Consider the following 23,261-nt stretch of genomic DNA (forward strand, 5'->3'; position numbering starts at 1 on the left):
GCTCAGGCCGTCTCGGAGAACAGTTCGCGACCAATCAGCATGCGGCGGATCTCGCTGGTGCCGGCGCCGATCTCGTAGAGCTTGGCGTCGCGCCACAGGCGGCCGGTGGCGTATTCGTTGGTGTAGCCCACGCCGCCGAGGGTCTGGATCGCCTCGCCGGCCATCCAGGTGGCCTTCTCGGCGGAGTACAGGATCGCGCCAGCGGCATCCTTGCGCAGGGTGCGGGCGTGGTCGGTGCGGTCACAGGCCTGGCCGAGGGCATACACGTAGGCCCGGTTGGCCATCCAGGTGGAGTACATGTCGGCCACCTTGCCCTGCATCAGCTGGAACTCGCCGATGCTCTGGCCAAACTGCTTGCGGTCGTGGAGGTAGGGCACCACCACGTCCATGCACGCCGCCATGATGCCCAGCGGGCCGCCGCACAGCACGGCGCGTTCGTAGTCGAGGCCGCTCATCAGCACCTTGGTGCCGTTGCCCACGCCGCCCAGCACGTTCTCTTCGGGCACTTCACAGTCGTCGAAGAACAGCGGGTAGGTGTTGGAGCCGCGCATGCCCAGCTTGTCCAGGTGCGAGCCGTGGGTGAAGCCCTTGAAGCCCTTCTCGACGATGAAGGCGGTCATCCCTTTGGCGCCGGCTTCGATGTCGGTCTTGGCGTACACCACCAGGGTGTCGGCGTCGCCGCCGTTGGTGATCCACATCTTGGAGCCGTTGAGCACGTAGCGGTCGCCCCTCTTGTCGGCGCGCAGCTTCATGCTGACCACGTCGGAGCCGGCGTTGGGCTCGCTCATCGCCAGCGCGCCGATGTGGTCGCCGGAGATCAGCTTGGGCAGGTATTTCTGCTTCTGGGCTTCGGTGCCGTTGCGGCGGATCTGGTTGATGCACAGGTTGGAGTGGGCGCCGTACGACAGGCCGACGGAGGCCGAGGCGCGGGAGACTTCTTCCAGCGCGATGATGTGGGCGAGGTAGCCCATGTTGGTGCCGCCGTATTCTTCCGGGGCGGTCATCCCGTGCAGGCCCAGGTCACCCAGCTTCTTCCACAGATCGGCCGGGAAGAGGTTGTCCCGGTCGATCTCGGCCGCGCGGGGCGTGATCTCCTTGGCCGCGAAGGCCTGCACGGTGTCGCGCAGGGCCTCGATGGTTTCGCCGAGGTGGAAATTCAGGCTGGGGATGTTCATGGGTTGTCTCCTCCGGTTTGTTCTGGGCCGAATCGTGTGCAATGCACCGTTCGAGTGCCCCGCAGCGTACGTGGTCAGCGGTGGCTGCGGGCGCCATCGTGGTTGCAAATCGTGCCACGCGATCATCTCAAGCGGTAAGATTTCGCCACCATGACGATCCGTACTCCCGACGCTTCACCGCCGTCCCGCCCGGGGCGCGCCGCCACGCCCATCGCCTTCATCCGCGCCATCGTGCTGGCCTACCGCCGGTATGGCATCGACCCGGCCGGCGCGCTCGCCAGGGCCGACATCGATCCGGCCGCGCTCGACGATCCGGACGCTCGCGTCACCGCCGCCCAGATGGAACTCATTTCCGGCCACGCGATGCAGGAGCTCGACGACGAGGCGCTGGGCTGGTTCTCGCGCCGCCTGCCGTGGGGCAGCTACGGCCTGCTGTGCCGGGCCTCGCTGGGTTCGCCCGATCTGGGCGTGGCGCTCAAACGCTGGTGCCGCCATCACCGGCTGCTCACCGACGACATCGGCCTCGCGCTGGCGGTGGATAAATCCGTCGCCACACTCACGATCACCCTCAACCGGCCCCTCGGCGAGATGCACGAGTTCTGCCAGGTCACGCTGCTGCGCTACGTGCTGGGCTACGCCTGCTGGGCGATCGATTCGCGGATTCCGCTGCTGGAGAGCTGCTTCCCCTTCCACGCGCCGGCCCACGCCGACGCCTATCCACTGATGTTCCCCGGCCCGCTGCGCTTCGATGCCGAGCTGGCGGCGATCCGCTTCGACGCGCGCTACCTGGATCTGCCGATCCGCCGCGACGAGGCGGCCTTGCGCGCCATGCTCCAGCGCGCCCTGCCCCTCACGGTGCTGCAATACCGCCGCGACCGCTTGCTGGTGGAAGGCGTGCGCCGCTTCCTGCGTGATCCGGCCAACGGCGCGGCCACTGCCGAGATCGTCGCCGGCAGCCTCAACGTGTCGGTGCGCACCCTGCACCGGCAACTCAGCGACGAAGGCTCGTCGCTCCAGCAGCTCAAGGACGAAGCCCGTCGCGCCCGGGCGATCGAGCTCCTCAACCGCAGCCAGCGCTCGATCAAGCAGATCTCGGCGCTGGTGGGTTTTCGCAACGAGAAGAGTTTTGCCCGGGCCTTCCGGGCCTGGACGGGCGTGCCGCCGCAGACCTTCCGGGAGCGGAAGATTGACGGCGACGCCGATGACAAGGGCAATCCGGGCGAGTGAGGATCGCCGCGTCACGTCATCCGTGACTTAATTTACGGTTAATTACATTTGGAATGTTGCACTGCAACCATACGGAGGCGTATGCTTCGCTCTGTCTCCTCCACCCTCTCCTCCTTTGGTGTGGATTTAACCCGAGCGGCCCAGGCCCCTCGGGTTTTTCTTTTTCTGGCGCCGTGCGGGAAAAACCTGCCTCGCGGGCCGATCAGGCAGCCGGATCGGTGATCCGGTCGACCCGCGAATAGACCGAAAACCCGCTCCCCCGCAGCCACCCGACAAGGGTCATGCCAGCCGCTTCCGCGTTGCGCACCGCCATCCCGGTGGGCGCCGACACCGCCGCCAGCAGCTGGATGCCGGCGCTGGCGGCCTTGTGGACGAGCTCATGACTCGCCCGGCTGGTGATGAGCACAAAGCCGGCCGCCGGGTCGATGCGCTGGCGACGCAGCGCACCGACGAGCTTGTCGAGCGCGTTGTGACGGCCCACGTCTTCACGCACGAGATGGATTTCGCCATCAATCCCGGCCCACGCCGCCGCATGCACGCCGCCACTCTGGCGATGCAGTCCCTGGACTTCCGGCAGCGCGGCGATGGCACGGGTCAGCGCTCCGGCCGGCACGGCAAGGGTTCCGGCCACCTGCGGCACCGCCAGGATGGCCTGCTCCAGGCTCTCCCGACCGCACAGCCCGCAACCCGTGCGCCCGGCCAGCTGCCGGCGGGTCGCCTTGAATCCCTGAAAACGCTCTGCGGTAACACGCAGCTGAAGCTCGATGCCTAGCGGGGTGGCGTTGATCTCCACTTCCAGCAGCTCCGCCGGGCTGGCGATGAGGCCTTCGCTGAGGCTGAAACCCAGCGCAAAGTCTTCCAGATCGGTGGGCGTGGCGAGCATCACCGCGTGGGAGATGCCGTTGTACACCAGCGCCACCGGCACCTCCTCGACGACCGAATCCTCCACCCCACGCCCGCCCTGCGGCCCGAAGCGCCGGGCCGGCACACGGAGCAGCGCCGGAAAATCGTCGCCCTCCTCCGCCGTCACGCGTCCGGCCCCGGGGGCAGCAGCGCGTGCTGGTCGGCGTCGTGGCGGGTGAAGTCGGCCTGCCAGCGGGCCGGCTGCTCGCCCAGCGCCACCTGCACGGCGGTCACCTTGTATTCGGGGCAGTTGGTGGCCCAGTCCGAGTTGTCGGTGGTCACCACGTTGGCGCCGGAATCCGGGAAGTGGAAGGTGGTGTAAACCACCCCCGGCTGCATCCGCTCCGTCACCCGAGCCCGCAGCCGCGTCTCGCCGGCGCGGCTTTCGATGTGCACCCAGTCGCCATCGGCGATGCCCCGGTCGGCGGCGTCCAGCGGATGGATGTCGAGCCGGTCCTCGCTGTGCCACACGGTGTTGGCGGTGCGGCGGGTCTGGGCGCCCACGTTGTACTGGCTGAGGATGCGCCCGGTGGTGAGGATCAGCGGGAAGCGCCGGGTGACCTTCTCGGTGGTCGGCACGTATTCGGTCACAACAAAACGCCCGAGGCCGCGGGTGAAATGCTCGGTGTGCATGATCGGCGTGCCGGCGGGCGACGCGTCGTTGCACGGCCACTGCAGGCTGCCGGCGGCATCGAGCCGTGCGTAGCTCACCCCGGCAAAGCTGGGCGTGAGCGCCGCGATCTCGTCCATGATCTCGGACGGGTGGCGGTAATCCATCGCCACACCCAGCGCCTGGGCCAGCGCTTGGGTGGCCTGCCAGTCGGCCTTGCCGGAGAGCGGCTCCATCACCTTGCGCACCCGCGAGATGCGCCGCTCGGCGTTGGTGAAGGTGCCGTCCTTCTCGAGGAAAGACGAGCCGGGCAAAAACACGTGGGCAAACTTGGCCGTCTCGTTGAAGAAGATGTCCTGCACCACCAGACATTCCAGCGAGCGCAGCGCAGCCTCTACGTGCTGGGTGTTCGGGTCGGACTGGGCCAGATCCTCGCCCTGCACGTACATGCCCTTGTAGCTGCCGGCAATCGCCGCGTTGAACATGTTGGGGATGCGGTAGCCGGGCTCCGGGTCGAGCGTCACTCCCCAGCGGGCCTCGAACGCCTCGCGCACCGCCGCATCGGCCACCGAGCGATAGCCCGGTAGCTCGTGCGGAAACGACCCCATGTCGCAGGAGCCCTGCACGTTGTTCTGCCCGCGCAGGGGATTCACCCCCACGCCGGGCCGGCCGATGTTGCCGGTGGCCATCGCGAGGTTGGCGATGCCCATCACCATCGTCGAACCCTGGCTGTGCTCGGTGACGCCCAGGCCGTAGTAGATCGCCCCGTTGCCGGCGCCGGCGTAGAGGCGCGCCGCGGCGCGGATGGCATCCGCCGACACGCCGGTGATGCCCGAGACGACCTCGGGGCTGTTCTCTTCACGCAGCACGAAATCCCGCCACGCGGCAAAGGCCTCGGCCTCGCAGCGCTCGGCAACGAAGGCTTCATCCACGAGCCCCTCGGCGACGACCACATGGGCCAGCGCGTTGATCATCGCCACGTTGGTGCCGGGCTTGAGCGCCAGATGGTGGGCCGCCGCCACGTGGGGCGTGCGTACCAGATCGATGGCGCGGGGGTCGATCACGATGAGCTCGGCGCCCTGGCGGATGCGCTTCTTGAGCAGCGAGCCGAACACCGGGTGGCCGTCGGTGGGGTTGGCGCCGATCACCACGATCACGTCGGCCGACAGCACGGATTCGAAATCCTGCGTGCCGGCGGATTCGCCCAGGGTCTGCTTGAGGCCGTAGCCGGTGGGCGAATGGCAGACCCGGGCGCAGGTATCCACGTTGTTGTTGCCAAAGCCCGCGCGCACCAGCTTCTGGACGAGGTAGGTCTCTTCGTTGGTGCAGCGGGACGAGGTGATCCCGCCCACCGCCAACCGGCCGTACTTGGCCTGGATGCGCCGGAACTCGCCGGCCGCGTAGGCCAGGGCTTCGTCCCACGACACCTGGCGCCAGGGGGCGTCGATGCTCTCGCGGATCATCGGGGTGGTCACCCGGTCCGGGTGGGTAGCGTAGCTCCAGGCAAAGCGGCCCTTCACGCAGGCGTGGCCGGCGTTGGCGCCACCGGACTTGTCCGGCACCATCCGCACCACCTGCTCGCCCTTCACCTCGGCCACGAAGCCGCAGCCCACGCCGCAGTAGGCGCAGGTGGTGGCCACGCTGCGCTGGGCCTGGCCGGCGTCGATCAGGCTCTTCTCGGCGAGTGTTGCCGTCGGACAGGCCGCCACGCAGGCGCCGCAGGAGACGCATTCCGAGCCGAGAAAGCCTTCGTCCGCGCCGGCCGTCACCTTCGATTCAAAACCCCGCCCGGCGATGGTCAGGGCGAAGGTGCCCTGCACTTCCTCGCAGGCCCGCACGCAGCGGCTGCACACGATGCACTTGCCTGGATCGAAGCTGAAGTACGGGTTGGATTCGTCCTTGGGCTGGGCGTGGGCGGCGTCGAAATGGTTGTCGCCGGCAAAGCCGTAGCGCACCTCCCGCAGGCCCACCACGCCCGCCATGTCCTGCAGCTCGCAGTTGCCGTTGGCGCTGCAGGTGAGGCAATCGAGGGGGTGATCCGAGATGTAAAGCTCCATCACCCCGCGGCGTAGCTCGGCGAGCCTGGGCAACTGGGTGACGACGCGCATCCCCGCCTCGACGGGCGTGGTGCACGACGCCGGATAACCCCGCCGCCCGTCGATCTGCACCAGGCACAGCCGGCATGAGCCAAAGGCTTCAAGCGTGTCGGTGGCGCACAGCTTGGGGATCGGGATGCCGGCGTCCAGCGCGGCGCGCATCACCGAGGTGCCGGCGGCTGCGACCACCTGCTGGCCGTCGATGGTCAGGGTGACGGTGTGGTCCGACGTAACCGGCGGCGTGCCGAGATCGGTCTGGCAGCGGCAGCTCATTGCGCCTCCCCGGAATCAAGGCCGAAATCGGCCGGAAAATGCCTGAGCGCCGACTGCACCGGGAAAGGCGTCATCCCCCCCATCGCGCACAGCGAGCCGTCGGTCATCAGGCTGCACAAATCCTGCAGCAGCGCGGTGTTTGCCGCACGCTCGTCGCCGGCGATGATGCGGTCGATGACCTCCATCCCGCGGGTCGAGCCGATGCGGCACGGGGTGCATTTGCCACAGGATTCCTCGGCGCAGAACTCCATCGCAAAGCGCGCCATCCGGGCCATGTCCACCGTGTCGTCGAAGACCACCACGCCCCCGTGGCCGATCATCGCGCCGCGGGCGGCGAAGGCTTCGTAATCCAGCGGCAGGTCGAAATCCGCCGGCGGCACATAGGCGCCCAGCGGGCCGCCCACCTGAACCGCGCGGATCGGCCGACCGCTGGCGGTGCCGCCGCCAAAGTCTTCGAGCAGCGCGCGCAGGGTGAGCCCGAAGGCTTTTTCCACCAGCCCACCCCGACGCACGTTGCCGGCAAGCTGGAACGGCAGCGTGCCCAGCGAGCGGCCCTGGCCGAAATCCCGGTAGAACGCAGCCCCCTTGGCGAGGATCACCGGCACGCTGGCCAAAGTGATGAGGTTGTTGATGACCGTCGGCTTGCCGAACAGGCCCTTCACCGCCGGCAATGGTGGCTTGGTGCGCACCTGCCCGCGCTTGCCCTCGATGCTCTCCAGCATCGCGGTTTCTTCGCCGCAGATGTAGGCGCCGCCGCCCAGCCGCGCCTCGATATCGAAGGCCCGGCCCGAGCCGAGAACGTCGTCCCCCAGCAGCCCGGCCTCCCGCGCGCGCTTGAGCGCCGCGTTCACCACGCTCCAGGCGCGGGGATATTCGGAGCGCAGATAGACGTAACCGCGGTTCGCCCCCACCGCCAGCCCGGCGATGACCATGCCCTCGATCAGGCAGAACGGGTCGCCCTCCAGCAGCATGCGATCCGAGAAGGTGCCGGAATCGCCCTCGTCGGCATTGCACACCACGTACTTTTCAATGCCCGGCGCGCCCAGCACCGTGCGCCACTTGATGCCCGCCGGGAAGGCCGCGCCACCCCGCCCACGCAGGCCCGAATCGGTGACGGCCTGGACGATCTCCGAGGCGCTCATCGCCAGCGCCGCCCGCAGGCCAACCAGCCCGCCGTGGGCCGCGTAATCATCCAGCGACAGCGGATCGACCACCCCCACCCGGGCGAAGGTCAGGCGCTCCTGCTGCCTGAGGAAGGGGATGTCGTCGGTCGGCCCGAGGGCCAGGGGATGGTCGCCACCGGTGAGAAAGCCCGCATCCAGCAGGCCCGGCACGTCGGCCACGTCCACCGGCCCATAGGCCACCCGGCCGGCGGGTGTTGCCACCTCGACCATCGGCTCCAGCCAGAACAGCCCTCGGGAGCCGTTGCGCACCAGCTCAATCGACACGCCCCGCGCCGCCGCGCCGGCCGCAATCGCCAAGGCGACTTCCTCGGCGCCCACCGCAAGCGCGGTGGTGTCGGCCGGCACATAAACCCGCACGCTCATGGCAGTTCCTCCCGCAGGTTGGCGAGCAGGCGGTCGAAGCGCGCCGCGTCCACCCGCCCGATGATCTGGTCGCCCACCCGTAGCGACGGCCCGCAGGCACAGTTGCCCAGGCAATACACCGGCTCCAGACTCACCGCGCCATCGGCGGTCGTCTGGTGATAGCCCACCCCGAGGGCCGCCAGCGCGTGGGCTTCCAGTGCCTCACTGCCCCGGGCCTGACAGGCCTCGGCGCGGCACAGCTGGATCACCTGCCGGCCCGGCGGCGAAGTACGGAAGTGATGGTAGAAACTGATGACTCCATGCACCTCGGCGCGGGACAGGTTGAGCGCCTGGGCGATGGCCGTCGTGGCCTTAGGCGGCACCCATCCGAGTTCGTCCTGGATGGCGTGGAGGATCGGCAGCAAGGCATCCTGCCGGGGCGGGTGGGCAGCGATCAGACGCTGGACGATGGCGGCGTGGGGCATGACGGGCTGATGGGGCGGGATGGTGGGCAAACGGCATGATTCTACGCCCGGAGATTTCCCGAAGTGGGCAGGATTTCACGGCCGCCTCAAAGCCACACAGAACCCGCATCTGACAGCCGCCCGCGCCGTCGGTTGACCTGCGCCAAACCTTCGAGCGATCCGATTGCCACGCCCCCGCGCCGGCGCCTATGCTCAAATTGCACCCACCGCCGGGAGACCCGCCATGCCGGACACGCCCTCCACGATCATCCGCGACGCCACGCCCCTCTACGACGGCGCCCGCGCCCTTCACGGCTATTTTCTGTACACCTGGTTCACCCATTTCCTGGGCGTGCTCCTGCACAACATCCAGCGCTGGCGCGCCGCCGGCCTGCTGGACGAAGACGGCCGCGCCAGCCCGGCCTTCCGCCGCCTGCCGGTGGATTTCAACGCCCTCGACCTGGAAAAGCTGGCCTACTTCTGCGGCATCTACTTCTACGTCGAATCCGCCCACAAGCAGGCCAACTACCGGCTGATGCACGTCACAACCCGCAAGCGGGTGCTCTATCTGCGCGGTTTCGACTACGAAGCCGCCGTTGCCGCCAGCGATACCCTGGCGGTAGGTATAGCCACGGTCGATACCACCCGCTTCAACTATAAGCTGGGCGAATTGCTCGGTGCCGAATTCGACCTCTTCAAGGCCATGAGCCCCAAGGATCTGTACTGGGAAACCATCGGCCCCCAGCGCCACTTTTACGGCGACTACGAAGCGCTGATCCGCTCCGCCAACCAGCCGATCCGCTCGGTCCATCTCAACGCGCTGCACTGGAAGGACGACATCGCCCAGCTTGCCGGGCAGGTGGATTACTTTGTGGTGTACGTCTCGTCGATCACCGAGAGCGTGCTATGGGAGATGCACCACCTCATCGACACTGGCCGCGCGCCGCTGACCACCGTGGTGTTCGACCGGGAGGCGATCCTCACCAAGAACATTCACGCCGATCTCTACAAGGACATCCCGGCGCTGGCCATCGGCCCGGTGCGCTGGTTGCCGTCGCGGGGGCGCAGTTCGGACGACGACATCCGAGCCCTGCGCGACGAGCTGGAAAAGGTGTTCACGGTGATCGACATCGAGGACCTCGACGCCCAGGCGCCCGCCCTGATGGCCCGCATCCGCGCCGCCAGCCCCGACCAGCCGAAAGCCCAGCGGGAAAGATGGCTCGACTTCCGCTTCTACCCGGCCCTGGACGACGCCACCCTCGACTACCTGCGCCGCCTCGACGCCGCCCTGTGGGCCGAGGTCGTACCCGAAGCCGGCGCGCCCATCGACGCCCTGCCCTTCCGCATCAACCAGCTGCTGCTGCGGGTGTTCACCGCGCTCCTCTTCGGCCAGCACCGGGACGCCGGCTGCGCGCTGGCGGCGTACGCCGGAATCATGAAAACCCTGCTCGACCACTACACCGCCGCCGGCCGGGTCGAAGGCTTCGATTCGCCGGACGACTTCGCCAACGCCCTCGGCGCGCTCACCGATCACCACGCCACCGCCGCGGCCATCAGCTGGGCCTTCCTGTGCTCAGGCCAGCCCCACGAGTTTGGCAACTACACCGCCGCTGCCCGGGCCGATTACGACCGGCTCTTTGCCGCCGCCCGGCAGCAGGCCGAGGCCTTCCTGCGCGCGCTACCCGCCACCTAACCCGCCATCAGCCCCGAAACCCGCAGCACCCGACGCTCCACCGCCCGCGCCAGCACCGACGACGCGGGCGCGTCGGCCAGGGTGAACCACTGCTTCGCCCGGGTGATGCCGGTGTAGATCAGCTCGCGGGTGAGGATCGGGCTCAGGCTCTCCGGCAGCGCCATCGCCACATGGGTGAATTCCGAGCCCTGGGACTTATGCACCGTGAGGGCGAACACCGTCTCCACCGCCTGCAGCCGGCTGGGCTGCACCCACTTGATGCCGGCGCTGCCGTCTCCCGCCGGAAAGGCGACCCGCAGCACGCCGCCGGGTAGTTCCAGGGTGATGCCGATGTCGCCGTTCATCAGCCCCAGCCCGTAATCGTTACGGGTGACCAGCACCGGCCGGCCGGCGTACCAGCCCTCCGCCGCCGGAATCAGCCCGGCCTCCTTCAACCAGCCGGCGATCCGCCGATTGAGCCCTTCCACGCCCCACGGCCCGCGACGCAGGCCGCACAGCAGCTGAAACTGCCCGTGGGCGGCGAGCACTTTCCGCGCCCAGTCGTCGATGTCTGCCTGCGCGGCGCCGGCAGCCGGCCGGGCATCGCGCAAGGTTTCGAGATAATGCCGGTAGCCCAGCGGCCGCTCCCCGGCGTAGGCCTTGCCGGTGTCGCCCTCCACCACCAGCCGGCGCAGCGCGCGCTCGTCGGCGCCCTCGCCCACCGCCACGCGGGCGAGATCGGCAAAGCCGGCATCGAAGCAGCCGGCGGCCGCCTCCACGTCGCCATCGTTGACTGCCGTCGCCAGCTGGCCGATCCCGCTGTCGTGCCGGAAGCGGTGGCTGAAGCGCAGCATCGCCACCGCCTGATCGAGCGCCGTGCCGGCCGGGTCGATGAGCGACGCGGGAATCGTCGCGCCGGTCACGTCTGCGATCCACCCGGCGGTTTCTGCCGTGTAGTGGCCTTCCGACGCCCGGCGGCACAACTCGCCCAGCACCGCGCCGGCTTCAACCGAAGCCAGCTGATCCTTGTCGCCCAGCAGCACCAGCCGCGCCCGGGCCGGCAGCGCGGCGAGCAGCGCAGCCATCATCTCCAGATCGACCATCGACGCCTCATCCACCACCAGCACATCCACCGGCAGCGGGTTGCCCGCGTGGTGGCGGAAGTGGCGCGAATCCGGCCGGCTACCGAGGAGGCGGTGGAGCGTCGTCACCTGCACCGGAATCGCCGCGCGCACCGCGTCGCCGTCGGGCAGGCCGTCGAGCTGCAGCTTCGCCACCGCGCCGGCAATGGATTCATTGAGCCGGGCCGCAGCCTTGCCGGTGGGCGCGGCGAGGCGGATGCGCAGCGCACGTGCGGCATCGCCCGCCAGCGCCAGGGTCTGCAGCACCGCCAGCAGGCGCACCACGGTGGTCGTCTTGCCGGTGCCGGGGCCGCCGGTGACGATGGCAAAGGCACTGTGGGCGGCCAGCGCGCAGGCGAGCTTCTGCCAGTCCAGCCCGTTGGCGGCAGGCGGAAACAGCGCGTCAAGCGCGGCGCGCAGGGCGTCGGCCGGAAGCTGTAGGGGCGCGGCGAGGCGCGCATCGATGGCCTCGCGCACCGAGCGTTCGTATTGCCAGTAACGGCGCAGATAGACCCGCCGGCCCACCGCCACCAGCGGCGTGGCGCCGGGTCCGTCGGCCACCAGCTCGGGATGAGTGAGCGCGGCCTGCCAGCCGGCCAGATCCAGCCCGGCCAGCACCTCGGCGGGCAGTGGCGGACGGGCATCGCCCCCGCCCTCGCCCTTGCTGTCACCATCAGGGGGCAGCGACAGCGCGAAGCCCGGATCGGCCAGGGTGTCGGCGAGATCCAGGCAGGCGTGGCCGCGGCCCAGCTGGTGGCTCGCCAGCGCGGCGGCGAGGATGGCCGGCGGCGGCGCGTCGGGCACCTCGCGGGCGAGGAAGGCGGCGAAGGCGGCATCCAGCCCACGCAGCCAGCCGTGGTCGGCCCAGCGGTCGAGCAGCGCGAGGGTCGCGGCGGTGTCGTTGAGCGCAGCGTTCATGCGAGCTCCCGGTCGGCGGCGTGGGCGAAGAGGCGATCCAGCGCCTCGATCAGCGCCCGCGGCGGACGTTCGGCGTGGATGCCGCGGCTGGGCGACTGGCTGCCCCGCAGGAAGAGGTAGATCGCCCCGCCCATGTGGCGGTCGTAGTCGTAATCCGGCAGGCGCAGCTTGAGCAGCCGGTGGATCGCCAGCAGGTAAAGCACGTACTGCAGTTCGTAGCGCTTGGCGAGCACCGCCGCGGCCATCGCCGCCGGGGTGTAGGCCGCGTCGTCCGGGCCGAGCCAGTTGGATTTGTAGTCGAGCACGTAGTAGCGCCCGTCGTGCTCGGCCACCAGATCGATGAAGCCCTTGAGCATCCCGTTGAGCTGGCCCGGCGCGAGGGGCGGCCGCTCGACGCCGCCCAGGGTGTGGGCACGCACGAGGCGATCCACCTCGGCCAGATCCACCCGGTGGGCGGCGATCCAGAACTCCATCTCGGCCACCGCCACGGGCAGCCCGGCGAGGGTGAAGCCGGTCTCGTCCGACGCCCCCAGCGGCATCTGCAGGAAATCCTGCAGCCACGCGCACAGCGGGTCGATCCACGCCGCCCAGCCGCGCACCGCGCAGCGCCGGGCGACCGCGTCGCGCAGCAGCGCCGGTGCCGTGGCCACCACGCCAAAACCCTGGCCAGCGGCCCATTCGAGGATTTCGTGGAGGAAGGTCCCCACCGACGCGCCACGGGGAAAGTCGTGCAGCCGGCCCCCTTCGGACGGCGCTGCGGATGGGCCGGCGGCGGGAAGCGAGCTGTCGTCGGCAGCCGCATCGGCGGCCTCGCGGAAGACATCCTCGGCCGCGGTGTCGGCACTCGCTGCGGCGGTCTGCAGGGCAGAATAGCTGGCGATCCACCAGTTTTCGCGCACGGCGCGCACCGGCTGACGGGCGGCGCCTTCGACAACCGTCTGGTCGCGGCCGGCGTACAGATCGGGCGCCGGCTCGGGGTTGTCGATCACCGCGATCACGTCGCAGCCATCGGCAAGCTGGTCGAGCCCGTCCTGCAGGTTGCCGCCCACCAGATAGCCGAGGGCGCTGCGCTCCACCTCCTTGAGGGGCGCGACGCCGATCCAGGTGGCGTAGCGGGCGCGGGTGAGCGCCACGTAGAGCTTGCGCAGATCCTCGCCCAGGCGTTCCCGATCCACCCGGCCGACCACCGTGCCGTCATCCACCAGCGCCAGCTGCAGCCGGCCGTCGGCGTCGTGCCACTTGAGCGGCAGGTCGGTGGATTTGGCTGCGCGGAAGGCACAGGCGAAGGGCAAAAAGACCAGCGGATATTCCAGCCCCTTCGACTTGTGCACGGTGACCACCTGCACCAGGTGGGCGTCGCTCTCGAGGCGGATCTGGCGGGCGTCGCCACCCGCGGCGGCGTCCTGGCGCTGCTCGGCCAGGTGGCGGATCAGCGCGTGTTCGCCGTCCAGCAGGCTGCTGGCCTGTTGCAGGAGTTCGGCCAGATGAAGCAGATCGGTCAGACTGCGCTCGCCGCTGCCGCCGGCGGCCAACAGGCGCGCCGGCACGCGGAAGTCGTTGAGGAGCCGACGCAGCATCGGCAGCACGCCCTGCTTGCGCCAGCACTCGCGGTAGGCGCGGAACTGCTCGATGCGCGCGTCCCAGGCGAGCTCGTCGTAGTTAAGCCGGTCGAGATCCGCCCAGCCCAGGCCCAGGGTTGCGGTGGCGAGCGCGGCCCGCAGGGCGCGGCCGTCGTCGGGCTCGGCGCAGGCGGCGAGCCACAGCTGCAGGTCGCCGGCCTCGGGGCGCTGGAAGACCGATTCGCGCTCCGACAGGTAGACGCTGCGCACGCCCCGCTCCGACAGCGCCGCGCGGATGGTGTCGGCCTCGTTGCGGTTATTCACCAGCACCGCCATGTCGGACGGACGCAGATCGCGCCGGCCCTTCTCGCCGTCGAAACCGGCCTTGCTGGCGGCGCCCAGATTGAGCAGACGGGCGATCTCGCCGGCACACACCTGGGCCATTTCAGACAGGTAGGCGTCCTTGGTGAGCGCCTTGCCGTCTTCCGGCGCGGGCAGCCGCCAGGCGGTGAGCGCCGGCAGCGACGCGCCGTCAGCCATCAGCACGTCGTCGCGGCCCTGGGCCTCGGCAGGCAGGAAGGGCACCGGGTTGCCGTCGCTGCTCCGGAACAGGAAGGCGCCCTGCCCTGTTTCGCGGTTTTCGGCGATCTCGAAGCAGCGATTGGTGGCGGCGACCATGCCTTGCGTCGAGCGGAAGTTGCGCCGCAGGGTGTACAGCCGGCCGGCGGTGGCGCGGCGGGCGGCGAGGTAGGTGTAGATGTCGGCGCCGCGGAAGGCGTAGATGGCCTGCTTCGGGTCGCCGATGAGCACGAGGCCGGTGGCATCGCTGTTGTCGGCCACGCGATACACCGCGTCGAAGATGCGGTACTGGATGGCGTCGGTATCCTGAAACTCGTCGATCAGCGCCACCGGAAACTGGTTGCGGATGAGCTGGGCGAGGCGCGGGCCGTTGGGGCCGGCGAGCGCCGCATCGAGGCGCCCGAGCAGGTCGTCAAAGCCCATCTGGGCGCGGCGGGCCTGTTCGATGGCAAAGCGCTCGGCCACCCAGCGGGCGGCGTGGGCGAGGGTTTCGTCGTGGCCTTCGGGCAGGCCTGCAAGTGCGGCGCCCAGCCCGGCCATGGCCTCGAAGGCCTTGTGCGCGGGCGGCTCCCCGTCGCGCCAGATCTCGGCGATGCCTTCGGGCGTGAGGCGCGTCCAGGCGGTATCGGTGAGTGCGGGTTTGTCGGTATCGTCGCCGGCCCACATCTCAAGCGCGGCGAGCCAGCGTTCGCAGTTGGCCTGGTTGAGTTTGCGGGCGTCGAACTGCTTCTTCGCCCGGGCGCCGTCGAAGAGCGTGCGGAGCTCTTCCACCCAGGCCTTCCACGGCGCCTTGAGCTCCTTGATGCGTTCGCGTTTCGCGGCCTCGGCCTGCTCGATGGCCTCGGCCGGCGTCGGGCCACTGCCCAGCAGCGCCACATGGGGCAGCAGATGCCGGACGACGGACTGCAGCCCTTCCGGCGAGCCCCACCAGCCGTTCACCCGGCGCGCGGCGTCCACGTCCAGCGGGTACATGAAGCTGCGCCAGTAGTCGCGCACCACCTCGGCCAGCAGGTCTTCCTCGTCGGTTTCGAGGCGCTGGGTGAACAGGCTGTCGCTGTCGAAGGCGTGCTCGCGGAGCATGCGGTTGCACCAGCCGTGGATGGTGGACACCGCCGCCTCGTCCATCCACTCGGCGGCGAGCTGCAGGCGCCGGGCGCAGCCGGCCCAGTCTTCCGGCGGATACTCGGCGCGCAGGTCGTGGAGCAGATCGGCGCCCGGCGGCTGGGGCTCGATCGTGGCCGGATCGGCCAGAAAGCCCGCTGCGGCCTCGGACAGCCGCGCGCGGATGCGGTCACGGAGCTCTTTGGTGGCGGCTTCGGTGAAGGTGACGACCAGGATCTCCGGCGGGTCGAGCGGCCGGCTGAAGGCTGCGTCGCCCCCGTGGCCGAGCACCAGCCGCAAGTACAGCGCGGCGATGGTGAAGGTCTTGCCGGTGCCGGCGCTGGCTTCGATCAGCCGGCTGCCCTTGAGGGGAAAACGCAGGGGGTCGAGGGAAGTCGGGTTCATCGGGCGTCGCCCTTCTCGGCAGCCTTGGCCGCGGATTTGGCAGAAAACGTTGCCATGTAGAGGGGCCGCAGCAGGTGCTCGGCCAGCCGGGCAAACTCGCCGCTGGCGGTGAGGCTGGCGTAATCCGGCCACACCCGCTGCAGGTAGGGGCTGGTCTGCGCTTCGCCCGGGGCGTTGTAGCCGCCTTCGTAGGCCTGGGGCGCGGTGTTCTTGTTGCCGTCCACGTCGGCGAGGTGGGCGAAGGCGGTCTTCACCGGCAAGGGCAGCGGGCGGCGCTGGCCTTCCTGCCAGGCGGCGATCAGGGCGTCGATCTGGGCGCGGGCGTCGTCCACTTCCAGCGATTCAAAGCGCACGTTGCCCACCTTGCTCACCACCAGCGTGGTGAGCGGCCCGCCCGCCAGATGCCCGGCGAGGTGCGCTACCCAGTGCTTCACCAGATTGTGCCGGCGGTACTTGCCGTCCTTCACCACGTCGCTGGGTTCCAGCACCACCCGGCCGCGCTGCTCGTCGTCATTCAGGCGCAGGTCGTGAAGGCGGTCGTCGAGTTTCAGCCCGGCGGTTGTGCTGCGGTAACTGATCTCGGCGTCGCCCTCCATCGGCTGCGGCCATTCGGCGAGGCCGGCGGCGTAGCGCGCGAAGAGATCGGCCATCGGCGCGGCGAGCTCGTCCCGCTTGATGAGCGCAAAGGCCCGGGCCGGCAGTTCGCCCCGGCGGGCGATGCGTTCGAGGCCGGCTTCCAGCGCTTCGGTGGGCGCGGAACCGGCGTGGATCGCCTCGGCCTGGGCGGCGATGAGTTCGTTCCACAGGCCCCACTTCTGCAGGCCATCCAGATCGAAGGGCTCCTGGTCTTCGCTCACCGGATCGTCCTGCTCGAAATCCACCCGCAGGCGCTGGCGGAAGAAGCTCTTGACCGGATCGCGCAGGAAGGCCGCCAGTTCGCGAATCGTCAGCGGCTCGTCCCGCGCCACCGCGGGCAGTGTGGCATCCGGCGCGGGACGGTCGTCGGCGATGCGCCACTCTCCGGCGTAGGTGAACAGCCGCGATGCCGCCGGATCGGCCGGGAAGTAATCCGGGTTGAAGGGCTGCAGGCGATGCTCGACGGTGAGGTGGGCGAGGAGCGCGTCACCGTCGTCACGCCCGGCAAGCCGCCAGCCGGCGGCGAGGTGGTCGCGCAGCTGGCCGATCAGTACCGACGGCGGGCGTGGCGTGTTGTCGTTGATGCTGCGCCCGACCCACGACACGTGCAGGTGCTCCCGCGCCGACAGCAGCGCCTCGAGGAAGAGGTAGCGGTCGTCCTCGCGCCGGGAGCGATCGCCCGAGCGGTAGTCGCGGCCCATCAGGTCGAAGTCCATCGGCGCGCGGGTGCGCGGGTAGTCGCCGTCATTCAGGCCCAGCAGGCACACCCGGAGGAAGGGAATCGCCCGCATGGGCATCAGCGTGGCGAAGGTCACCACGCCGGCAAAGAAGCGCTGGGACAGCCCGCCGTCGTCCAGCTGCGCCAGCCAGTGCTCGCCCACGACGGCCAGCGGCAGCGGCGCGGTGAGGCCGGCGGCGGTGCAGGCGTCGAGCCAGCGCGCCAGGGCCTGGTCGAGCTGTTGCAGGGTGAAGGCGTCGGCGCTGTCGTCCGGGGCGAAGAAATCCGCCATCAGGCCGCGCAGGCGGGCGCACCAGCCGGGCACGTCGGCGTCCTCGCGGAAGGTCTGCCAGGTGGCGTCGAGGCGCTCGACGAAGGCCACCAGCGGGCCCAGCAGCGCGGCGTCCAGCCCGCCGATCTCGTCGAAGGGTTCGATCTCCTGCCACGGCGCGGCGCCGGCGCCCACCGCGTAGCCCAGCAGCATCCGCCGCAGGCCGAACAGCCAGCTGTTGGCCTCGGGGGCGTCCGGCAGGCCCAGGCTCTGGCGATGGGCGGCGTGCAGGCCCCAGCGGATCTTGGCGCCGTGGATCCAGCGGTGGAGCAGCGGCAGGTCGTCCTCGGCGATGCCGAAGCGGGCGCGCAGGGCCGGCACCTCCATCAGATCGAGCACGTCGCTCACCGTCAGCCGGGCGGTGGGCAGGTCGAGGAGTCGGGCGATGGCATTGACCAGCGGGTCGTGGTGGCGCCGGCCCTGGTCGGCGATGCTGAAGGGGATGAAGCGCGGGTCGTCCCGATCGACCAGCCCGAACACCGCCTGGATGTGCGGCGCATAGGCGTCGATGTCCGGCACCATCACGATCACGTCCCGCGGGCGCAGGGTCGGGTCGGCGTTGAAGGCGGCGAGGAGCTGGTCGTGGAGGATCTCCACCTCGCGCTGGGCGCTGTGGGCCACGTGGAAGCGGATCGAGGCGTCGTCGGGCGACACCGCCGGCCAGCGCTCGCGGCTCTCGCCCAGGGGGCGCAGGTCGCGGATGTCGTCCTGCAGCTGGTTGAGCAGGCAATCGCCCCCGTGGCTGTCGAAGAGGTCGATGCGCTTGCCGAGGGCGGCGAAGTGATCCTGATAGCCGGCCCGGCTGGTGTCGCTGTCGTGCTCGTCGAGGAGGCCGATGAAATCGCGCCCCTGCTTGCCCCAGGCGGCCAGCAGCGGGTGGGCATGGAGGTGCAGCGCCTCGTCGGGGATGGTTTCGGGCGCGCCTTCGCGGCGGCGCTGGCGCGTGCGGGTGGCGCGGAGCAGATCCTTGTCGGCGACGATGTCGGCCCAGTAGTGCTCGCAGGGGTTGTGCACGCACATCAGCACCTGCGACCAGCGGGCCACGGCGGCCAGCGCCTCCAGCGACTGCCGCGGCAGCGCCGAGATGCCAAAAACCATCACCCGCCGCGGCAGCCCGGCCGGGCGCGGCGCGTCGTCAGGCCAGGCTGCCACGCGGTCGAGGAAGGCCTCGTGCACCGCGGCCCGCCCCTGCCCGGCCGCGCCGCCGCCCACATCGGCCAGCAGCGCCCGCCACAGGCTGGCCTGCCAGCGCTGCTCGTCGGGCAGCAGCACGCGATCGCCGCCGGCGCGGATCAGCACGTCGTCGCCATCGGCCCACGCGGCCAGCCAGTCGGCGCGATACACCTGATACTGGTCGAACAGATCCGCCAACCGCTCGGCCAGCTGGAAGCGCTTGCGCAGGTCGGCGTCGGACGCCAGGAAGCGCCGCAGCGGCGCGTAGGCCGGTTCATTCATCACGTCCGGCAACAGGCGCATCAGCCGCCACAGGAGCAGCGGCTTGTCGAAGGGCGAGACTTCCGGCACCGCGTCGCGGCCCAGCACGGCCCGGTACACCTGCCACAGGAAGCGCGACGGCAGCGACATGTCGAGCCCCGCGGCGATCCCGCAGCCGCCACCCACACCATCCTCGGCCGGGTCTTCGGCCAGCGCCAGGCGCAGCCACTGGGCGATGCCGTTGCTGTGCACCAGCAGGGTCTCGGTTTCCAGCGGGGCGAGCGGATAGCGCCGGATCCACGCGACCAGCAGGTCGCGCAGGGCTTCGGGGCGATTGCCGTGAACCAGCATCAGCCCGGGGGGCAGCGGTGTGAAATGCAAGGTGAACTCCCGTCAGGACGCGGCGGATTGTAGGGCCTGGGCGATGCGCCGGAAAGCCGCGCCCATCGAGCGCGCCCGCCGCGCCATTGCCGAAGCCCTGCGCACCCACCCCGCCACCCTCAGCCTGCGTGGCGATGGGCTGACCGAATTGCCCGACGAGCTGTGGTTGCTGGTCGACCTTGAATGGCTCGATCTCGGCGACAACCAGCTCACCCAACTCGACCCGCGCATCGCCAGCCTCAAGGCCCTGCGCTATCTGGACCTCAGCGGCAACCAGCTGGTGGATGTGGACATCCTCGCCCAGCTCCCGAAGCTGGCCGAACTCCGCGTCGCCGGCAATCCGCTGCACTCGCTTCCGCCCACGCTGGCCACCCTCCGGCCGACCATCGACCAGTCAAACCGGCATCTGAACTTCGACGCGCTCCGGACCGGTCGGGGGTTCGGGTTTTCCGATGACAAGCCGGACTTCGGCCTCCATTCCCGCTCCACAGGTGGCGGCGACGAGTTGCTGGGCGGGCAGTCGTCGAGCCCGGGCGTGCATCACCACGAGACGAGCTTCAAGCACGCCAAACCACCCGCGCGCAGTTTCGAGATGCCGCCTTTCGAGATCCCAACCGCCGGCGCCGAACCACCCGAACCGCCTCCGCCCCCCGCCCCTGCACCGCCGGCCACGCCCACACTCCCCGCCGCCGACCGCAGCATCCAGCCCGCCACGCCGCCCGACGCCGAAGCCGTGGATGCCGCCGTGTTCTGCCCGCCCACGGTGGCGCGGGAAAGCAGCTTCCTCGTCCAGTGCTTTCTGTACCCGCCAGACGCCTCCGCCGCCGTGGACGCCCAGGCCCGTCAGGCCGACGACACGGCCACCCGGCGCGGCAGCCATTCCCTGCCGCTGGACATCCCCCGTGGCGCGCGGATCGACCTGCATCTCGAGATGCCCGGCCTCACGGTGGTGGAACCCGACGCCTTCGTCACCTGGCGGGGGCGGATCACGCCGGTGCAGTTCGACGTGGAGGTGCCCGCCGACGCGCCGGGCGCCAGCGCCATCGGCCGCATCCGCTTTGCCGTCAATGGCGTACCGAGTGGCGCGCTGCGCTTTCAGGTGGCACTGGCGGCGGCCGGTACGCCGGTCGAGGACGCCAGCGCCCGCGAAGTCCGCGCCCGGCGCTACCGGCGCGCCTTCATCTCGTATTCGTCGAAGGACCGCGCCGAAGTGCTCAAGCGCGTCCAGGGCATCCGCCAGACGGGCATCACCGTCTTCCAGGACATTCTCGACCTGGAGCCCGGCATGCGCTGGGAGAAAGCCCTGTACCGGGAGATCGACAACTGCGACGTGCTCTACCTGTTCTGGTCCACCTCCGCCGCTCAGTCCGAATGGGTGCAGAAGGAGATCGACTACGCCCTGGCGCGCAAGGCCGGTGTGGATGACAACCCGCCGGACATCCAGCCCATGCCCATCGAGGGCCCGCCGATCGTGCCCCCGCCCGAGGCCCTCAAGGCCCTGCACTTCAACGACGCGCTGCTGGCCCAGATCGCCGTCGCTTCTCCGACCAAGCCCTAGGCGGCGCGCTCAGTCCTCAGACGGCAGCCACATCTCGAAAACGTTCTGCCCGCCTTCGACGCGGGCCGTCACCTCGCCCCCGTGGGCACGCAGGATCGAGCGGGTGATCGCCAACCCCAGGCCGGCGCCCTCGCCCCCGTGGCGGCGCGCGGCGTCCGCCTGATAGAAGCGGTCGAAGAGGCGCGGCAGGTGCTCCGCCGGGATCGGCTCGCCGGTGTTGGCAATCGCAAGGCGCTCGCCGGGCCGGCCTGATTCATCCACTGCCGGTGCCACGGTGGCCGTCACCGTACCGCCTTCCGGTGTGTGGCGCAGGGCGTTGGAGAGCAGGTTGCCGATGGCCCGGCGCAGCATCAGCCGGTCGCCTGCCACATCGGCCCGGCCCGAAAGGCGCAGGGTGACGCCGTTATCCTCGGCCACCGCGCCGTAGAACTCGAACAGCGCCGACACTTCGTCGGCCAGCGGAAAATGCGCCAGCCCCGGCACGATCAGCCCGTTCTCGGCCTTGGCGAGAAACAGCATGTCGCCGATCATCCTTGAGAGACGATCGAACTCCTCGGCGTTGGATTCGAGCACTTCCCGATAGGCGTCAGCGTCCCGGGCGCGGGTCAGCGCCACCTGGGTCTGGGTCATCAGGTTGCTCACCGGGGTCCGCAGCTCGTGGGCGAGATCCGACGAAAAATCCGACAGCCGCCGGAAGGATTCCTCCAGGCGCGCCAGCATGTCGTTGAGGGAATCGGCCAGCTCGGCGAGCTCCGCAGGCACGGTGTCGGCGGGCAGGCGGTGGTCGAGGCGCTGGGCGCTCACCTCGCCGGCCCGGTGGCCCATCGCGCGGAGGGGCGCGAGCCCCCGGCGAGCGGCAAACCAGCCCAGCAGCCCGGTGGCCAGCGACGCCCCCAGCACCACCCACCACAGGGTGTGCATGAACGAATCCATGAAGCTGCGGTGATGGGCGATGTCGGTGGCCACGCCCACCCGCAGCGTCGGCACGCCGGGGATGCCCGTGGCCACCGGCGCCACCAGGCCCCGGTACGCCGAGCCCCCGTCCTCCCACACCTGGGGCAGGCCGTCTGCCGGCCCACTGCCCAGCCGCGCCACCGGAAACGCCGCCCCGTGGCCGGCGCTGTGGATCACGCCGTCTGGCCCGAGCACCGCGATGGTGATGCCGTGGTGGCCGACCAGCGAATCCTCCAGCTGGCGCAGCGCGCCGTCGAGCTCTGCCGCCGAGTGCAGCTTGTCGAGCAGGCGCCCCACCTGCACCAGCCGGCCGTTCAGCTCGGCCATGTCCTGCTCTTCAAAGTGATGCTCCACCGAGCCGGCGACGATCCAGCCCAGCACCAGCAGCACCACCGTCGATGCGGCCGCGAACAGCAGGGTGAGCCGCGCGGTGAGCGAGGTGCGCCGGCCGCTCACGGGCATGGGGGCGCCTCCAGCACATAGCCCATGCCGCGCACGGTGCGGATCAGCTTGGGCTCGAAGTCGTCGTCGATCTTGGCGCGCAGGCGGCGCACGGCCACCTCCACCACGTTGGTGTCACTGTCGAAGTTCATGTCCCACACCTGCGAGGCGATCAGCGAGCGGGGCAGCACCTCGCCCTGGCGGCGCAGCAGCAGCTCCAGCAGCGCGAATTCCTTGGCGGTCAGGTCGATCCGCCGGCCGGCGCGGGTCACCCGGCGGCGCAGGAGGTCCAGCTCCAGATCGGCCACCTGCAGGGCGTCGAGCTCCTTGGTCTTGGTGCCCCGGCGGAGCAGCGTGCGCACCCGGGCCAGCAGCTCGGCAAAGGCAAAGGGCTTCACCAGATAGTCGTCGGCGCCCAGCTCCAGCCCCTTTACCCGGTCGTCCACGCTGTCGCGGGCAGTGAGGAAGAGCACCGGCGTCTCGCGCCCGGCCTTGCGCAGGGTCTCCAGCACCTGCCAGCCGTCGAGGCCCGGCAGCATCACGTCGAGCACGATCAGGTCGTAGGCCTCGGCCAGGCCCAGGTGCAGCCCATCCAGGCCGGTGCGGGCGAGGTCGACGGTGAACCCGGCCTCGGCCAGCCCCTGGCGCAGGTAATCCCCGGTCTTCGGTTCGTCCTCGACGATCAGAATCTTCAACGCAGTCCCTTCCATCACCTTGAGCGGCCGCCAGTCTGCCGTGGACCGGTGCGCCGGGCCCAAGATTACAGAGATGTAATCTTCGGGTCAGCTTCCTGTCGGGCTCGGCTTGCCAAAATCAGCCAAAACCCTTCAAGGAATCGTCATGAAAGCCCTGCTAGCCGCCCTCGCCATTTTCGCCGCCACCCCCGCCCTGGCCGCCGACAACCACGCCGGCCACAGCCATGCCGCCCCTGCCGCCGCAACCCTCGTGGACGGCACCGTCAAGAAGGTGGACAAAACCGCCGGCAAGCTCACCCTCTCCCACGGCCCGTTGCCCAACGGCATGCCGGCGATGACCATGGCCTTCGGCGTCAAGAAGGGGTCGTCTCAGAAAACGGAAAATAAAGCACGTTAAGCCGGGTGAAGTGGCCGTAGCGGCCTGAATTTTCCTGCGCCGACCTTGGTACTGCAGCGCCACAGGTAATCGCCGGTCAGGTTGATG

The 23,261-nt window shown here is 69.8% G+C and carries 14 protein-coding genes; 4 read left to right on the forward strand and 10 right to left on the reverse strand.

The window, feature by feature from the left end:
- Positions 1 to 2 precede the first annotated feature (2 nt).
- Entirely contained in the window at positions 3 to 1,175 is a 1,173-nt protein-coding gene (locus GH681_RS18640) for an isovaleryl-CoA dehydrogenase (protein WP_153163046.1), read from the reverse strand.
- Between the two features lie 150 nt (positions 1,176 to 1,325).
- On the opposite strand from GH681_RS18640, the gene GH681_RS18645 reads away from it, so the two are divergent.
- A complete protein-coding gene (locus GH681_RS18645; protein WP_153163047.1) occupies positions 1,326 to 2,402 on the forward strand; it encodes an AraC family transcriptional regulator in 1,077 nt (358 codons plus the stop codon).
- Positions 2,403 to 2,604: 202 nt separating this feature from the next.
- Here the strand turns inward: GH681_RS18645 and fdhD are convergent, their stop codons facing one another.
- Genes fdhD through GH681_RS18665 form a run of 4 tightly spaced genes read right to left on the reverse strand, consistent with a single transcriptional unit; the run spans position 2,605 to position 8,295 of the window.
- Complete coding sequence (gene fdhD / locus GH681_RS18650; RefSeq protein WP_153163048.1) at positions 2,605 to 3,432, reverse strand: formate dehydrogenase accessory sulfurtransferase FdhD; 828 nt, start codon at positions 3,430 to 3,432, stop codon at positions 2,605 to 2,607.
- A complete protein-coding gene (gene fdhF / locus GH681_RS18655) occupies positions 3,429 to 6,284 on the reverse strand; it encodes a formate dehydrogenase subunit alpha (RefSeq protein WP_153163049.1) in 2,856 nt (951 codons plus the stop codon). Before fdhF ends, fdhD begins: the two co-directional genes overlap by 4 nt.
- Complete coding sequence (locus GH681_RS18660) at positions 6,281 to 7,831, reverse strand: NADH-quinone oxidoreductase subunit NuoF (RefSeq protein ID WP_153163050.1); 1,551 nt, start codon at positions 7,829 to 7,831, stop codon at positions 6,281 to 6,283. Before GH681_RS18660 ends, fdhF begins: the two co-directional genes overlap by 4 nt.
- Positions 7,828 to 8,295 (reverse strand): formate dehydrogenase subunit gamma, encoded by a 468-nt coding sequence (locus GH681_RS18665; protein ID WP_153163051.1) that lies wholly within the window; start codon positions 8,293 to 8,295, stop codon positions 7,828 to 7,830. Before GH681_RS18665 ends, GH681_RS18660 begins: the two co-directional genes overlap by 4 nt.
- Positions 8,296 to 8,518: 223 nt before the next feature.
- Here GH681_RS18665 and GH681_RS18670 point away from each other — a divergent pair, with 223 nt between their 5' ends.
- Positions 8,519 to 9,967 carry a hypothetical protein gene (locus GH681_RS18670; RefSeq protein WP_153163052.1) on the forward strand — a complete coding sequence of 483 codons (1,449 nt, stop codon included), beginning with the start codon at positions 8,519 to 8,521 and terminating at the stop codon, positions 9,965 to 9,967.
- Here GH681_RS18670 and recD read toward each other — a convergent pair.
- From recD to recC, 3 genes are read right to left on the reverse strand one after another with little or no spacing between them, the layout of a single operon-like run.
- Complete coding sequence (gene recD, locus GH681_RS18675; RefSeq protein WP_153163053.1) at positions 9,964 to 11,985, reverse strand: exodeoxyribonuclease V subunit alpha; 2,022 nt, start codon at positions 11,983 to 11,985, stop codon at positions 9,964 to 9,966. The genes GH681_RS18670 and recD overlap by 4 nt on opposite strands.
- Positions 11,982 to 15,629 (reverse strand): exodeoxyribonuclease V subunit beta, encoded by a 3,648-nt coding sequence (gene recB, locus GH681_RS18680; RefSeq protein ID WP_153163054.1) that lies wholly within the window; start codon positions 15,627 to 15,629, stop codon positions 11,982 to 11,984. The genes recD and recB overlap by 4 nt, the downstream gene beginning before the upstream one ends.
- Positions 15,626 to 19,129 carry an exodeoxyribonuclease V subunit gamma gene (gene recC / locus GH681_RS18685; protein WP_228111980.1) on the reverse strand — a complete coding sequence of 1,168 codons (3,504 nt, stop codon included), beginning with the start codon at positions 19,127 to 19,129 and terminating at the stop codon, positions 15,626 to 15,628. Before recC ends, recB begins: the two co-directional genes overlap by 4 nt.
- A 43-nt stretch (positions 19,130 to 19,172) precedes the next feature.
- On the opposite strand from recC, the gene GH681_RS18690 reads away from it, so the two are divergent.
- Positions 19,173 to 20,687 carry a TIR domain-containing protein gene (locus tag GH681_RS18690; RefSeq protein ID WP_153163055.1) on the forward strand — a complete coding sequence of 505 codons (1,515 nt, stop codon included), beginning with the start codon at positions 19,173 to 19,175 and terminating at the stop codon, positions 20,685 to 20,687.
- Positions 20,688 to 20,696: 9 nt separating this feature from the next.
- On the opposite strand, the gene GH681_RS18695 is transcribed toward GH681_RS18690, so the two are convergent.
- A complete protein-coding gene (locus GH681_RS18695; protein ID WP_153163056.1) occupies positions 20,697 to 22,103 on the reverse strand; it encodes a heavy metal sensor histidine kinase in 1,407 nt (468 codons plus the stop codon).
- A complete protein-coding gene (locus tag GH681_RS18700; protein WP_153163057.1) occupies positions 22,094 to 22,777 on the reverse strand; it encodes a heavy metal response regulator transcription factor in 684 nt (227 codons plus the stop codon). The genes GH681_RS18695 and GH681_RS18700 overlap by 10 nt, the downstream gene beginning before the upstream one ends.
- 145 nt (positions 22,778 to 22,922) lie before the next feature.
- On the opposite strand from GH681_RS18700, the gene GH681_RS18705 reads away from it, so the two are divergent.
- A complete protein-coding gene (locus GH681_RS18705; protein WP_153163058.1) occupies positions 22,923 to 23,174 on the forward strand; it encodes a copper-binding protein in 252 nt (83 codons plus the stop codon).
- Positions 23,175 to 23,261: the final 87 nt, after the last annotated feature.

Source organism: Zoogloea sp. 1C4, assembly GCF_009469605.1.
In the GTDB taxonomy this organism is placed as follows: domain Bacteria; phylum Pseudomonadota; class Gammaproteobacteria; order Burkholderiales; family Rhodocyclaceae; genus Zoogloea; species Zoogloea oryzae.